Here is a 16,155-nt window from a genome sequence, read left to right on the forward strand (position 1 = left end):
TCAAAATATAGTGCTGATATAATATATCACTTCATCACGCATACGTAATACCGTATGGTATATGTTATCTACCCCGCATACGACCTCAGTCGGATTTGGATATGACTTCAGGCACTATCTGGCTGCTTCAACCGCAAGAAAGATACCAATTGTTTCATTAACAGCATTTTACATTAAACTAACAGGCAAATTCACCCTTCCGTTCTTTTTTATGTGCCATAACACTATAATTGGTCCTAAGCCACTTATACCTGCTAAATAGACTTCTGCTTATTTGGCGTGCATTGGCATTACTGCTTATCTTTGACAGACGAAACATCCTCTTTTCCATGAATCTGACATCACTCACGGCCATATCACCGGTGGATGGCCGCTACCGCCGCAATACTTCAGAGCTAGCTGCTTATTTTTCTGAATTCGGACTGATCCGCTACCGCGTGCTGGTAGAGGTTGAGTATTTCATTGCCCTGTGCGAATTGCCGCTGCCACAGTTGGAAGGCGTGCCTCCCTATCAATTTGCTAAATTGCGGGCTATTTACGAGCAGTTCTCAGAGGCCGATGCGCTGCGCATCAAGGAAACGGAAAAGACCACCAACCATGATGTGAAGGCGGTAGAGTATTTTATCAAAGAGAAATTCGACAACCTCGGCCTCAGCCAGTACAAGGAGTTCATTCACTTTGGCCTGACTTCGCAGGATGTGAACAATACGGCTATACCGCTCTCCCTGCGCGAAGCCGATGAAAAGGTGCTCATGCCACTATACCAGCAGCTGCACCAGACGCTGGTGAACCTGGCGCAGTCCTGGAAAGACATCCCGATGCTGGCCCATACCCACGGACAGCCTGCCTCTCCTACGCGTCTGGGCAAAGAGATCATGGTGTTTGCTGAACGACTCGAAGCACAACTGCAGCAGGTACGCCAGGTGCCTTTTTCGGCTAAGTTTGGCGGCGCGACTGGTAACTTCAACGCCCACCATGTGGCCTATCCGGATGTGAACTGGCCTGCGTTTGGCAATCGCTTCGTACAAGAGGCACTAGGTTTACGCCGTAGCCAGTATACAACCCAGATCGAGCACTACGACAACCTTGCCGCTTACTTTGACGGAATCAAGCGCCTGAACACCATCCTGATCGACTTCTCGCGCGACGTATGGCAGTACGTATCGATGGGCTATTTCAAGCAGAAGATCAAAGCCGGCGAAGTAGGCTCTTCGGCCATGCCGCACAAGGTTAATCCGATCGACTTTGAGAACGCAGAGGGCAACTTAGGTATAGCCAATGCTGTGCTGGAGCATCTCTCAGCCAAACTCCCGATCTCCCGCCTGCAGCGCGACCTTACCGACTCCACCGTTCTGCGAAACGTTGGTGTGCCGCTGGCTCATGTACTGATAGCCCTTAAATCGCTGGAGCGTGGTATTGGAAAACTGGAACTGAACGAGGCTGCCCTGCGCCATCACTTGGAAGAAAACTGGGCTGTTGTGGCAGAAGGTATACAGACCGTGTTGCGCCGCGAAGGCTACCCGCAGCCTTACGAGGCGCTGAAAGACCTGACCCGCAAAAACGAAAAAATCACCGAGCAGACAATAGCCAACTTCATTGACACCCTGCAGGTGAGTGATGCGATTAAAGCTGAACTGAAAAAGATAAGTCCTTATACCTATACTGGTGTGCAACTGCTGTAAGATATAGCCCCTATAAAAAATAGCCCCTGCTGGTTCGTACTGGCAGGGGCTATTTTTTATAGGGGCTATGCTAATGGATTACTGTCCTTGTGCAACCGGGCCATTCACCCTGATCTGCAGCAGTTCGTAGCCGGTTTCGCCGTCAGCTGTCAGGCCCTGCACCACCACCAGGTAAGTGCCAGGCTGATCAGAGGTATAAAAACTCACCTGCTCTCCCTTGCCAGGCTGTAGCTTGATCTCAGGAGACCAGTGCAGGAGGTTTCTGAAGTCGGCCAGTCGGCTGCGTTTCTGCTCGGGTGTGTCGTAGGCCGGTGCGTAGAACTCACGCTTTTGCTGTAGTCCCTCATATGCCTGCATCAGGGCACGCGGATCCAGTTCAAAGCCTGCCAGATCACCTGCATAGGTTTGGTAGCTTACCAAACCTTCGTAAGCCAGCGGACCGTGGAAGAAACGACTGGCAATAACGTCCAGCTGCTTCACTTTCAGCGGATCAAAGGCCATGATTTTGTCAATGTTGAACACAGGCACACCATCCAGCAGTACCATCGGGTTCTGGCGGAAAATAGACTTGTAAGGGCGGTTCATGACCATGAAGTGGAAACTACGGCCTCTTAGGCGAACCTGTACTCCCTGCACATACTCGCGCATCACTTCCTCCATTACTTTAAAGCGCTTGTAATCATCGAGCAGGTAACGCTCCGATGGCTGGCCATAAAAAGCAGTGCTGTCTATACCTGGCGTACGGAATCTATTGCGATACGCCCCATGGTAGGCATGCTCGACTTGCACCTGCATGTGGCGCGCTCTGATATCCCCTTCTCTCGACTCGGCAAGCTGAAGAGCAGATAACGTGCTGGAGGAATAGCGTGACGAGAAAGGGCTGAACAACTCAAAGTGATAGGTGCTGTCCTTCGTGAAATCAGTTTGCAGCACAATATCCTTATTGCCATAGAAGTCCTTCAGCTCAAACATCAGCTTGCCATCGGCGTTGCTGCTGGCATTGTAAAAGCGAATCGGATGACCCGGTGACGCCAGGTAAGTCAAGATGCCCGGAGCAGCCTGACCTGAACTCTTATGCGTTACTTTTCCATAGAGCAGATGGCCATGGTTTTCAGGCAAAAAGGAGTGCTTAGCCGGTTCTTTTTCCAGTATTTCATTCCAAGTGAAGCGGCTCCAGCCATGGGTTAGCATCAGGTTATCCATGCCCAGCCGGTCTGTCCGACCCTCGTTGGAGAAGTAATAGCCAGGGTTTTCGATCGAGCCTTTCAGGTCGGACTCAAGCCAGATGTAGCTGGCAATATGTGCCTCTGGCTGCATTTGCAACGAGTCCAGTTTGTACACCGCCATCGACAAATTTGCCGGGGATTGCGAAAAAGCCTGTAGCTCCAGGCTGACCTTATCGCGCAGACTATACTGCGGCTGCGACGCAGCAACCTGCAAGGCTATTTCTTTTGAAGGATTCTTAAAGTATAGGCGTTCGCTCACCGGCTGCCCAGCTGTGTTGAATACAGTGAAGTGTGTAATGCCGTCTGCCAGGTCAGCTTTATTTACCCTGAACACAAACTTGCCGTTTTGCAGCAGCGACCTTTCTGAGATGACCACCTGCTGACGGGTATGCCCCAACAGGTATACATGTTCATCTGGCTTGCCTACCGAATGCACCGCAATGTGCACATAGTTAGCAGTGGTGTCTGTCAGTTGCAAGGTATAGCCACGCTCGTGTACCTGCGGCAAGGCCTGTTCCAGAGTACTTCCGTCAGGCAGCTGGAGTTTGGCCGTATAGCGCTTGCCCTGCTCAGGCGTAAACGTAAAACGGCCCATGCCAAACTTGTGCGGCGCAAACGTTGCTACTTCATTTCCGTCCTGGTCGTGAACCTGGCCAGCCAGCGCAGTTCCTTTGCCGCTCTGGCTTTCTGTTACTTTAAAAGCTACCTGGCTCGCCACACCTGCCAGCAAACTTCCTCCTTCCGGGAAAAACTGCAAGGTATAGCCCTTGGCTTTCGGGGTCTCCTGCTTTGGTAGCTGCTCGAAGGTATTGATAATCGTTACCTGCTGCTGGAAGTAGAACTCGGGATCGAAGTTTTTCATCCAACTGGTATAGGCCCGCACAGTGTAGTTGCCTGATTTCAGCGTGGTGGGTAGTTGCAGATAGCCACTGCCAGCCCCGTCCTTCATGGCTACTTTGGCCTGTAGGGCAGGCTTCTGGCCCGCATCCAGCAGCTCTATATAGGTCACCTTGCTCATGTCCAGTGGGCGGTGCAGGCTGCCGTCTACGCTGTATACCTTAAACCACATTTCATCGCCACAGGCATACACGGGTCTGTCGATGTGCAGGTATAGCTTCTCCTGCAGCGATGCATGCCGGTGCTTCTGCAGACTGCTGACGGCCTCGTTAGCCTGGCCAGACTGGGCGTTTACTGTACCTATACCTGCTATTCCCAGTGCAAAGCAGAGCAAGGTGCGCAGCGCATACCTTTTCATGCCAGGCTGAGGTTGATTATGTTCAGAGTTGATCATCATTGGGGCGTTTGTTTCAGGTATGACATCTATTCCCAAAAAGCAGGCTTCATGTTAGTGCCTTGCATTGTACAATCCACACACGCGCGTGTACCGAAGGTATAGCCGATTGGCCCCGGACCATTACCATAAATTTCATCTACAGGCACCAGATAGCCTCCTGTGAAGCGCTCATGCACCATACCTGAGCTGATCATTACGGTATCAATTTCACAAGTCGGATAGTAAAGTCGCCAATCGCGCGGGAGGTCACGGCTATCTATGAATATCCTTTTCGTCTCCATGGTTGTGGCTGTTATGTAGCCAATCACCGTTTCTTCAGGGTTAGACAAGCTGCGGATGTTGCTGGTCAGTTGCGAAGGGAGCGGATCGAAAAGGGTACCAATACTTTCAGTGTTCTTCTTCAACATCTCCAGGTATTCGTACGCCTCACGGGTCAGTGCATACTGTTTCACAAGTATACTGTTCTTCATACTGATCTTTTCTGAATCAAAAGGTATAGAGAAAAGCCTATAGTCACTGATCCTGTCTTCGTTCAGTTTCACCGACGAGCCTATCTCAACTCGGGTAGAGTTTTCTGATTTCCAGCATACATAAATAGGGTCGTCACTCGGCTCACGAAAACGCACCTGTCCTTTATCATAAATGAGAATGGAATGAAAAGCTGTTCGGAACTGCCAGGTCTGCTCATATTCCCACTTATAGTACTGCGTGTTGTTGTTTGGGTCCTGAGAATTTACATAGACCTTCACCTCGCCTCCTTCTGCTTTCCAATGTACATTTTCGATAGGAGGACTAGGTTTCACCTCTACATAATCCGACGCATATTCATTGCCTGTTCTGGTGCGGATATACAATCTGTACTTCGCACCAATGTTCAGCTGCAGGTTAGGGTGCACATAGGTTCCATAACCTGTTTCATGCAGGCCATAGCGCTCGCCAGTTTCGGACTCTACTACCACCGTAGCATTCTCTTCAGCTGGAGGTGTGCCAGTATCGTTGAGGTTTTGAGTGCGGAGCAATTGTATGGTCGTGCGCCCGTTGGCATTCAGGAAGCCATTGACTACCAGAAAACTGCTGGGTGACTCTAATACTTCAGGAAAGTATGGTTCTACGCAACCGCTCACCAGGAGCATCACAAGCCAGACAATTGGGTTTTTCCAGTTCCGGATCTTCATGGCAATTAAAACTTAAAATTATAGGTGATAGTAGGAATTGGATGCCCGAAGATGGACATTTTGTACCCTCTGATCTGTCCTTTCTGTGATTTGAAATAAACGGAGTAAGGGTTTTTGCGACCTGTCAGGTTGTATACTGCCACAGTCCAGGAGCTGTGCGCCAGCTTTGCAATCTTATGGTTGCCCTCTATGTTCAGAGCCAGGTCTACACGGTAGTAGTCAGGAATACGGTACTGGTTGCGGTCTGAGTACAGGATGCGGTGTGAAGCGCCATCGTAGTATTTGCCCAGCGGCAGCGTAATAGGGCGCCCTGTACTGTAGGTAAAGTTTACCGATGTGCTGAAACGCTGGCTAAAGCGGTAGTTGCTGATCATGGTCAGGTCGTGCGGCTTGTCAAAGTTACTCGCATACCACTCCCCTCTGTTAATCACTTCTGACACAGCCGGATCATCCAGGCGCACCATGGTGCGGGAGTAGGTATAGCTTACCCAGCCGTTGAGTTTACCTGTCGCTTTCTTAAGCATCAGTTCCACGCCATAAGCCTTGCCCTCAGCATTGGCTACATCCGTCTCGATGTGGTGGTTCATGATGATGCTGGCACCACTTCTGTAGTCCAGGAAGTCCTGCATCCACTTGTAGTAAGCTTCTGCCGAAAACTCAATGGTATTGGCGCGCAGGTTGCGGTAGTAGCCAATCGCCACCTGATCGCCTACCTGCGGTTTGATGTTGTTATCGCTCAGCTTCCAGGTATCGGTAGGAGCCATGGTCGCCGTGTTAGAGAGCATGTGCACGTACTGGCGCAGCCTGTTGAAGCTCACTTTCACTGATGAGTTGCCTGACAGCACGTAACGGGCCGATAGCCTGAACTCAGGCCCGTGGTAGGTCGCAAGCGATTTGCCACTGCCATAAGAAACCGTATCGACGATCGTGTTAAGCGTCTTAGGCATACCTGGCACATACTCCAGCACGTCTCGCTCTCCAAGAGCTGTAAAGAAAGAGTAGCGCAAACCAGCTGATACAGATAGCTTCTGGCTGATGTCATAGCGGTCAGACAGGTATAACGCGCTTTCGATGGCTTTCTCCTGCTGCAACTTGTCTGCCTTGATCAGCGACTCCTCATGGTTTGGCACCAGGCTACCCGGATTCACTTCGTAGCGAATGGCGCTCGCACCATAATCAAGGGTGTGCCTGGAGTCAGGAAAGTAGTTGAAGTCTACCTGCATCCCTGTCTGGCTGATGCCAAAGTCCATTATAGCAGCGTTGGCGGCATTCTCTTCGTTTGAAATATCGTAGCCGTAGTGGCTGTATGTTCCGGTTACCACACTGTAGAGCTTGTTATGGAAGTTGTGCTTCCACTTAAGGCTGGCGTTCTGGTTCTGGAAACGGTAAAGGGTGTCAGCGGCCAGTTTAAAGCGGTCTTTGCTCGTATAACCGGTCAGGTACAGGCTGTTCTTCTCGTTTATCTCGTGGCTTATATGCGTGTTCACGTCATAGAAAGATGCTTCACTGTTGCTGAACGACTTATTCGGTATCTTTTTGAGCAGCCAGTCAGAGTAGGTAGAGCGCCCTCCCACCAGGATCGAGGTCTTGTCCTTGATGATCGGCCCCTCCAGTGTGAGACGGCTTGTGAGCAGACCTATGCCGCCCGTTCCGCTAAACTGCTTTTTGTTACCCTCTCTGGATGTTACCTCCAGTACAGAGGACAGGCGTCCGCCATAACGGGCTGGTACGGCACTTTTGTAAAGTTCCACCGACTTGATCACGTCCGGGTTGAAAGCGGAGAAGAAACCAAACAGGTGTGATGGGTTATAGATGGTGGCATCGTTGAGCAGGATCAGGTTCTGGTCAGTGGAGCCACCACGTACGTTCATACCTGTAGCGCCCTCCCCTACTGATTTCACGCCGGGCAGCGTTAGCACCACTCTCAGGATGTCTGTTTCACCAAATGCTGTCGGTACCTGTCTGATCGTCCGGATATCGAGGCGTTCCATACCCATCTGCAATCCCGTCACATTGCGGTCTTTTTCGGCTTCCACCAGTACTTCTTTCAGAGAGCGGATATCTTCTTCCACCTCAATATCCAGCTTGCCATCACTGTGCAGTATAACCTGGCGCTTGGTGTTCTTTAGCCCTACTGCCCGTATGTTCAGCTCGTGACGGCCCACCGGGAGCGAAAGGGAATAGTAGCCATACTGATCGGATGCGGTGCCGATAGAAGGAGATTCAATGTATACATGGGCTCCAATGATTGGCTCGCCTGTGCTGGCATCGCGCAGGGTTCCGGCCAGGTTTGCTTTACCTGTCTTGTTCCCATTAGGCGTGCCTATTTCGTAAAGCTTGATTTCTGACTGTATCCTCTTTTTATTTTCCTGCTGCTGCGGCAGGTAGGCTGGCGTTGCCAGTTGATTGCTTCGTCTCGCTTCTTCTTCATCCTTGAAGAAATTGGAAGGCAGACTCGTCATGATCGGATTTTGCCGCGTGATAAAAACCTGCCGCTGTTCCGTGATGGCAAATTTGTAATCCGTGCCTTTCAGAATTTGGGCAAGCACCAGGTTGAGCGGTTCGCCCTCTACCTCCAGGTTTACCACCAGACTATCGGCCACAGCCTGCTCGTAGTAAAACTTGTAGGGCAGCCGGGTTTCCAGCCGCTGTACAAAATCCTGCAACGTCATGTTGCGGAATGATCCGCTTATGAGCGGAGACTCGTTCCGCTGTTGGGCATGCACTGGCACCGTCATGGTCATACAGCACATCAATACCAGCAAAAGTGCTCTGTAAAAATGGGTCATAAAAAAGGGTGAGAGCTAAAACAGATTTTTAGATAGATCGGAAGTATGCCACTTTATCGTTTGAGCGAATCGTAGTGCTCCGCAGTTTTCACGATAGCATATTCACGCTCTTTACCGAAGCGAAGTCTATTCGCGCTGGCATACTTCTTCAGCGGCTTTTTCTGGTCTTGCAGCACACGCATCACCGAGCGCTTGTTACTAACCGGATGGTACACGCCATCCTTCACCAAGAAGAATTTACTTGCATCCCTGTACTCACCCTCCATACCGTCTGTGCTGGCACGCTCAAACAGAGTCTTTTCGCGCTTCATCAACACCTGCACCTCGCCGCTGTAAAGCAGATCATAAAAGCCCGGGCGAATTACAGAGCTGGTCGTGGTGTCCGGCTGCAACTGTACAAAAGTATGCTCATGCAGTTTGAAGGCTTCCACCCGGTTCTTTACAAGCCGTTGAGGCTGTCCGCTTCCATGGTTGACAATCAGAAGCTCGTCCTGTACCAGGTCATACAGCATCGGTACATCCTCAAACCAGGCACCGTCATACTTCACGGTTCCGTTCTGGTAGATCTTGTCTAGATAGAACTGATGCCCCTCTACGTGGGTCTTAACAGGCACATGATACTCAGGGCCGTTGTATAAGTGAGCGCGCACTCCAACTGCGGTGCGGTATTGCTGCAGTGCATTCAAAACTGCATTGTCTACAAAACTGCTGTCAGCCTGGGCAGTGGCAGCAAAGGGCAGAAAGGGCATTAAAAAGAAGAGAACCAGGTAGGCAGGGCTTTTGCGCATATCAAATCAAAGGTTGCTTTGCAGCTTAAATAGACATTAAATATAATGTATGTTTGATGTTATGACAAGCTTGCAGATAAAATATTTCAAAAAATATTACAGTATATTATCATGCAATTGGGGAAAGCTGTCACCTTGAAATATAACTTAAACCTTACCTTATTCAGCCTGACTTTGAAACACCAAAAGTCTTTAGCCAAAGACGAATCAGAGATTCTTAGCGCATGTTCATTAATCGACCTTAATTATTTCGCCACAACGAAGGTATAGCACGACAGGCTTAGGCACAGCAAATTACCTTATTTGCATTAATTTCATTCAGCTAAAACCAGTGATCTGTAATCCTCAGGTCAGCATCATTTTTATTAATTCAGCACAAGCGACAAAGCTATACCTTATCTGCCAGCTCATATACTGCTTTTACAAACTGACTCCAACTAAAGCGTAACTTATAGGTTCTGATCTGCTGTGTGTATACCTGCGCTTTATCTGAGGTATAAAAATCAAGTATGGCAGCCGCGATCTCTTCTGGTTCTGGTGATACGACGTAGCCTACCTTCCCATGGGGCACCAACTCTGACAGGCCACCTACATTTGTCACCACCATCGGCTTATCAAAATGATAAGCAACCTGTGTTACGCCGCTTTGGGTAGCGTGCTTATAAGGCTGCACCACCAGATCGGCGGCGCAAAAGTAATGACGGACTTCGGCATTCGGGATGAAGTCCGTCCGCAGTACCAGCCGGTCCTGCAGCCCGTGTTTTTCAATCAGATCGCGGTAGGGTTTGGCATCTTCATAAAACTCCCCGGCGATCAGCAGTTTCAGATCAGGTATGGCCTGCAGTGCAGGTATAGCCATGGCTTCAAGCAGCAAGTCGAGCCCTTTATAAGCCCGAATGAAACCAAAAAACAAAAGATATTTAAAATTGGGTTCCAGCCCAAGTGCGGCACAGGCCTCTGCTTTGCCTTCGGCGGGGCCGAAATTGTCATAAAGGGGATGCGGCAGGTATACGTTGGGTTTGTTAGGCTCAAAGCGCTGCAAGTCTTGCTGCACGGCCCGCGACATGGTCAGGAAGCCCTGACAGGCACTCAAAAAGTATTTTGTAAAGGGAACATCGCCTGGGCGCTTCTCGTGCGGAATCACGTTGTCGGCAATGGCCAGGATACGGCTATACCTGTTGCGCTTAACCAGGCGGGCAATGGTGCCCAGAGCCGGGCCCATAAAAGGCAGCCAATACCTGAAAATAATCAGATCAGGTTTCTGACTACTGATGTAATTACCTGTACGAACCCAGCTGATAGGATTGACTGAATTAATCAGCGCCTTAATGGTGATGCCCTTCGGAGCAGGTTCACTGGTAAACTGGCTTTTGCCGGGAAACAGAAAGGAAGGATACTGCAGGCTGAATGAAACGATCTCCACTTCGTCACCAGCCTCCTGAAATGCCATCGCCAGGCGCTCGTTGAACGTAGACATGCCCCCACCCCGCAAAGGGTGCGCAGGTCCCACGATCACAATGCGCCTCCCTGCCATTATTTCTTGATCAAGCCTGCCCGGTCACGGATCAGGTACTCATTCTTTTTACTGGAAGTCATGGAGATCATTTCGGCCAGGAAACCGGCCAGGAAAAGCTGTACACCCAGAATCACCGCCACCAGCGAAAGATAGAACAGGGGCTGGTCTACCACGTCACGTACGCGGCCATCCGGATACAGGCTAAATACTTTCTGAATGATCAGCCACAGCGTAATGCCCAAGCCCACAAAGAAAGACAGGGTGCCGAACGTACCAAAGAAGTGCATCGGGCGCTTTTTGAAGCGACTCACAAACGTTATCGAGAGCAGGTCCAGGAAGCCGTACACGAACCGTTCGAGCCCGAACTTGGTCGTGCCATACTTGCGCTCCTGGTGCTGCACTACTTTCTCGCCGATGCGCGTGAAGCCGTGCCACTTGGCTATTACAGGTATGTAGCGGTGCATCTCACCATGCACCTCAATGCTCTTCACGAGCAGCTGACGGTAGGCTTTGAGTCCGCAGTTAAAGTCATGTAGTTTAATGCCGGAAAGGCCGCGGGTAGCTGCATTAAACAGTTTGGTCGGAATGGTTTTGCTTACCGGATCAAATCGCTTCTGCTTCCAGCCCGACACCAGATCAAAGCGCTGGTGCTTGATCATGTCATAGAGGGCCGGAATCTCCTCTGGGCTGTCCTGCAGGTCGGCGTCCATGGTAATGACCACCTCGCCACTACAGCGCTTAAAACCCTCGTTCAGCGCAGCAGACTTGCCGTAATTTCGGTTAAAACTGATGCCTTTGACGGTGTTGTCTTCGGCGCTGAGTTGAGTGATAACATCCCAGGAGCGGTCTGTGCTGCCGTCGTCTACCAGGATGATTTCATAAGTAAAACTATGTGCGTGCATCACACGCTTGATCCAGCGGACCAGTTCAGGCAGCGATTCCTCTTCGTTCAGAAGAGGAACCACCACTGATATATCATAAGGGTATTGCATGCTTTTTATTCAAACTCCGGACGCTTGTTCTTCATCACGGCTGCTACGATAAGCGAAATCAGGAAACCAATGAACAGGTAGCCTACGATAGACCACACAATCATCATCATTGGACTGGAGAAAGATTCTCCCATGGCAATAGCCTGCTCGATCTGCTCGTCACTCATACCTCTTTCTTCCAGCTCAATACGCTGCTTATCCATCATATTGGAGGTATACTCGGGATCAACAAATGAGGTATAGATGAACATAAACACACCACCCAACACACCAAAGGCCAGTGATACGAGGGTACCTATACCTAGGCCCTGACCATAAGACATGTAGCCGTAATTTTGCTTTTTGTATTCCTTCATGGCAATGACCATAAAAGCAATCAGGATAAGGTAGCCTAAGGAGCCTATCCAGCCGCTTACATTAACGCCGGTTATGAGCAGAACTGCAGTAAATACAACAGATACCAGTGCGCCGATAAAGCCATACTTGAGCGCTACAGAAGATACAGAGGGTTGGGTTTCAGTCATGATTAGAGAGGTTTATGTGAAGATGATTTACTTTCTGAAAAATACAGCTGCCACCACAGAAAACATCGCCCCTACTAACATCCTCCCCAAAAAATCATGTGTGGCCAGCATACTCGGTGACAGGTTGTCGAGTTCCTTGTAAGCTTGCTCAAAGTTTGTTTCGCCCAATAATTTGATCTGTGCCTCCCGGCTCTGGTCAAGCAACGCTCTCAGCTCTACTACATGTTGCTGAATGATCTCAGGTCCTGCAAGATATAGCATCAGGTATAGCAGCATGGCAGCACTCAACGCAGTGTAGAATGTAACCGACAGACTCACGCGTACGCCTTTCCAGAAACCGACCTCAGCATCATGAAACTGCTTGAAATAGCGCAGGCCCATGAAGATAAATATCGGCAAGGGCAGATAACTCCAGCGCCCTGCATCTCCCAATGCGTTGTAGCCCATCAGGTGCAAGGCCAGTAAGATCACAAAAGAAGCCAATCCGCACAGTACGCCATAGCGTACTCCCACTCTTACAATCGTTTGATTCAGCATTTGTTATGTGCTTATTCAGCGTCAGCATTACCGCTGACAAAAATATAGCTATAAAGATATTAAAAAGAATGATTAAGTACTACCTGCCCTTTGTTGACCAGGCCAATAACCTTGCCTGTAAGCTCACGTCCCAAGAAAGGGGAATTTTTAGATTTAGACCGGGTTCCTGCTACTGTCGGAGTCCATTTTAGTTCCGGATGAAAAAGTGTGAGACAGGCTGGTGCTCCTTCGGCTATGCCACATACCGGCATTCGCAGTATCTGACGGGGAGCGGTGGTAAACTTATCGATCAATTGCTCCAGCGGCAGCGTATCGCACATCGTCGTATTGGCCACAGCAAAGGCTGTTTCGAGGTTAATGATTCCAAAGTCCGCCAGGTCAAACTCCAGCTTCTTACTTTCCGTGTCTTGCGGCTGGTGCCCGGATACGACGGCATCAATGGTGCCATCGGCAAGTCCCTGCAGTATCGCTTCTTTGTCGGCTTCGCTTCTGAAAGGAGGGGATACTTTATAATTAGTATCGAAGGGTACCATGGTATGATCGGTATAGGCAACCTGGTAACTAGCCACGTCGCAGCTTACCTGCAGGCCTTTGGCTTTAGCGGCACGTATCGCCTCCACGGCGGCGGCAGTAGAAATAAGCGAGAAGTGCAGTCGCCCTCCTGTGTATTCGAGTAGTTGCAGGTCGCGTGTCACCATTACCTCTTCAGCGAGGGCAGGTATACCTTTCATCCCTAGCTGTGTGCTTACAATGCCTTCGTGCACCTGCCCGTACTCCGTCAGACGGGTATGTTCTGGTCGGTTTATCAGCACGCCATCAAAAGGCTGCAGATATTGCAGAGCTTTCACGATGACTTCGGCTCCCTGTAGTGGTTTTGCACCATCGCTAAAAGCAACGGCCCCTGCACGCTGCAGATCAATCATTTCCGTCAGCTCCTTTCCTTGTGTATCAACTGTCACCGCACCAGTCGGCATTAAATTAACAGGAAGACCAGCCGACTTGGCTTTTATAAAATTGATAGCACCCTTGGTTTGCACGACAGGCTGCACATTAGGCATGCACAGCACATCCGTGAAACCACCGCCGGCTGCAGCCTCACCCAGTGACTCCAGGTCCTCCTTGTGTTCCAGCCCCGGCTCACCGACTTGTGCGTACAAGTCAACCCAACCCGGAGACACACAAAGGCCTTCCATCTCGATCGTCTGGTCTGCCTGCTGATCATTTCCTCCTATTGAGGTGATCAGGCCGTTATCAATAAGTATGTTATGTTGCTGAAGATGAAAAGCTGATGAGGGATCGTAGATGCGGACTGCTTTGAGAAGAAGTTTCATGTTAGAGGAATCTGATTAGAGCTATTTCTGCCATCAAGAAAATCAGACACAATAATAGGCAATATTTCCAAAGGGTGACGCCAAAAAATCGTTTTTCGAATTCGCTCCTCACAGAGAAGGTATCGCTATAGTCGTAAACATGCACATGCTGCTGTCCTTCGGGCAGGAAACTCCGCAGTTCTGCAGGACTATACTGATCCAGCACAGACTCCTGTTTATCAAAATTGAAAGCGAAGCTACTCACTACCTCTCCCTGATGTTGCAGTTCGTAAAAGCCAGCTTCATCAAGATCAGGTGGCACGTTAAATACTAAGCGTCCTCCTCTGACCTGCTGCTCCGGTATAAAAACAGTACTGTCTTTCACCAATTTAAAAATGCTCTCACCTCCTACCTGCTTTTGAATAGGAACTGTGATTGCCATATTCTGCAAACGATAGGCAATCTGCTGCTCCTGCTTATAACTGCTGATCGCCAAACGGTACATCACCGGCACAAAGAGCGCGTGATTGACTAGTTCATTCTGCTCGGGCTGCAAGGGAGCTGCCATCAGGTATACCTTCCCCTGTCCTCTATCGAAACGTGATAGATAAGGTGCCCCACCTCTGTATTTCAGAATATCTTCAGAGGAACGTGACCATGCCAGCTTTCTGACAGAAGCAGGCATCTGCATTTTGGGATCGTAGTCTGCAAAGATGGTTTTAAAGAAAGGATTATCACGGTCCGGAATACCTAGCGAAGTCTTTGTGCTGCTGCCTGCATTCAAACTGGCAGGTATAGAGAGCGATTGCATCAACGCGGCATAGGAGCTACTACGCTCAGTCGATGGAGGAATAACTGCTAGGGTCCCGCCGGACTTAACATAGGTATCAAGTGTAGAAACAAGGGCAGCTGGTATTTCATCTATCCCTTGTAGTATGATAATGTCAGAGCTGTTGAGACGAGCATAATCAATATTATTGGGGGAGAAGCGCTGGATTTGGAACAATGGCTCGTTCCGGTACAAGCGCTGCAGAGGGCTTGCTTCATTCCCACTGATCTCTGTAATTGATAATCGGCCGGAAGGCTGGAGAACGAAGTAGTAAAGGTTATCAAACTCAACCGGATAGTCCTCTACTTCTACCCAGGCACGCTTACTTCCCTCGCCTCTTATTGTGAAGTTAATCGCTGTTTCCGTAATCTGCTTTGGTGGCAGGTCTATGCTTAAAGTAGCAAGCTGCACATTGTCAATCACTAACTTGACAGGACAATCAGGAATGGCCTTTTCCCCTGCATTGTAAAGCCTTACATATAATGTACCCTCTGTACCAGGTCGAACAAACTCATCAGCCAGGTATACTGAATCTACAAATACATTGGAAGTACCTGCCGCTTTGAGTGGTACAAGATGATAAACCCGATTACTGTCAACACGACTCAGCAAAGAGGGTTCGAAGTATGACTTCTGGAAATCAGAGAATAAAAACACATGCTCAGCAGCTACCTGGCTGGCACTCATCACCTGTTGACTCACAAAAGGCCTGGTAGAATGGGATAACTGATCGAGCTCATTAACAGCATCATTAGTCCCCACTATTGCTGCTCTGTTATAATTTGAATTAGTATTGATGCTGATAGCTGTTGTAGAGGGGAAAATATCCAAAACCTTTTTGGCTTGATCAGCAGCTACAGTCAGCAGTGTCAGATCATCTTCTACATGAAAGTTCTGCATACTCAATGAATTATCCAGCGCAATCGTTACCTGAGAAGAGTCGACAGGACGCACCGTTTCTGAGGCAGGCAAAAAAGGTTGTGCGAATGCTAATACCAGAAAGGTAATGAACAGAATGCGGGCTGCTAGAATGAGTAATTCCTTCAGATTACGCTGACTTGCCGTAAGATCTTTGGAAACCTGGATAAACTTAACATTACTGAATTCTACCCGCTTTGCCCGCCGTAGCTGAATGAGGTGTAACACAATCGGAATAGCGATCGCTGCAAGCGCCCATAAGAAAGAAGGATAGAGGAATGCCATGTCAACAAGTTAGAGAGGATGTTTGAAATATACAATGCACCAGCTGAACATTACCATACGCTTTCTGACATAATCTGATACTATGAAAGGAAAGATAATAGGATTTTTCCTCTAGTCAAGCTTACGCTCCCCCTTTCATGTGAGTGCTTCAAACGGGGACAGCCCCTGGCTCTTTTCAGAATCAGGGGCTGTCTTTTGTTGGGGTTGGCGGCCACCTACTCTCCCGGGTGTGACCCCAGTACCATCGGCGCAGCCGGGCTTAACTTCTCTGTTCGGGATGGGAAGAGGTG

10 protein-coding genes, 1 rRNA gene and 1 pseudogene are annotated in these 16,155 nt (G+C 49.4%); 1 reads left to right on the forward strand and 11 read right to left on the reverse strand.

The annotated features are described in order from the left end of the window. Positions 1-329 precede the first annotated feature (329 nt). On the forward strand, positions 330-1,682 hold the full coding sequence (gene purB, locus I0P70_RS07825) for an adenylosuccinate lyase (RefSeq protein WP_196116231.1): 1,353 nt from the start codon (positions 330-332) through the stop codon (positions 1,680-1,682). 78 nt (positions 1,683-1,760) lie between these two features. On the opposite strand, the gene I0P70_RS07830 is transcribed toward purB, so the two are convergent. From I0P70_RS07830 to rrf, 11 genes and pseudogenes are all read right to left on the reverse strand, one after another. Then, entirely contained in the window at positions 1,761-4,238 is a 2,478-nt protein-coding gene (locus I0P70_RS07830) for a hypothetical protein (protein ID WP_196116234.1), read from the reverse strand. After that, positions 4,229-5,377, reverse strand: coding sequence for a DUF4249 domain-containing protein (locus tag I0P70_RS07835; protein WP_196116236.1), 1,149 nt, complete (start codon positions 5,375-5,377; stop codon positions 4,229-4,231). Before I0P70_RS07835 ends, I0P70_RS07830 begins: the two co-directional genes overlap by 10 nt. Before the next feature lie 137 nt (positions 5,378-5,514). Next, positions 5,515-8,166 (reverse strand): annotated as a pseudogene (locus I0P70_RS07840) (TonB-dependent receptor domain-containing protein); the annotation flags it as partial. Between the two features lie 53 nt (positions 8,167-8,219). After that, entirely contained in the window at positions 8,220-8,954 is a 735-nt protein-coding gene (locus I0P70_RS07845; protein WP_196116240.1) for a hypothetical protein, read from the reverse strand. Between the two features lie 388 nt (positions 8,955-9,342). Then, entirely contained in the window at positions 9,343-10,488 is a 1,146-nt protein-coding gene (locus I0P70_RS07850) for a glycosyltransferase (RefSeq protein WP_196116242.1), read from the reverse strand. Then, positions 10,488-11,462 (reverse strand): glycosyltransferase family 2 protein, encoded by a 975-nt coding sequence (locus I0P70_RS07855; RefSeq protein ID WP_196116244.1) that lies wholly within the window; start codon positions 11,460-11,462, stop codon positions 10,488-10,490. Before I0P70_RS07855 ends, I0P70_RS07850 begins: the two co-directional genes overlap by 1 nt. A gap of 5 nt (positions 11,463-11,467) precedes the next feature. Then, positions 11,468-11,986, reverse strand: coding sequence for a DUF4199 domain-containing protein (locus tag I0P70_RS07860; RefSeq protein ID WP_196116247.1), 519 nt, complete (start codon positions 11,984-11,986; stop codon positions 11,468-11,470). A 27-nt stretch (positions 11,987-12,013) separates the two neighbouring features. Beyond that, on the reverse strand, positions 12,014-12,523 hold the full coding sequence (locus I0P70_RS07865) for a DUF4199 domain-containing protein (RefSeq protein WP_196116248.1): 510 nt from the start codon (positions 12,521-12,523) through the stop codon (positions 12,014-12,016). Positions 12,524-12,582: 59 nt separating this feature from the next. Next, complete coding sequence (locus I0P70_RS07870; protein ID WP_196116250.1) at positions 12,583-13,854, reverse strand: dihydroorotase family protein; 1,272 nt, start codon at positions 13,852-13,854, stop codon at positions 12,583-12,585. 1 nt (position 13,855) lies between these two features. Continuing rightward, positions 13,856-15,865, reverse strand: coding sequence for a BatA domain-containing protein (locus tag I0P70_RS07875; protein WP_196116252.1), 2,010 nt, complete (start codon positions 15,863-15,865; stop codon positions 13,856-13,858). A gap of 202 nt (positions 15,866-16,067) precedes the next feature. Then, a 5S ribosomal RNA gene (gene rrf / locus I0P70_RS07880) occupies positions 16,068-16,155 on the reverse strand; the annotation flags it as partial.

This window comes from Pontibacter sp. FD36 (assembly GCF_015686655.1).
Taxonomy (GTDB): domain Bacteria; phylum Bacteroidota; class Bacteroidia; order Cytophagales; family Hymenobacteraceae; genus Pontibacter.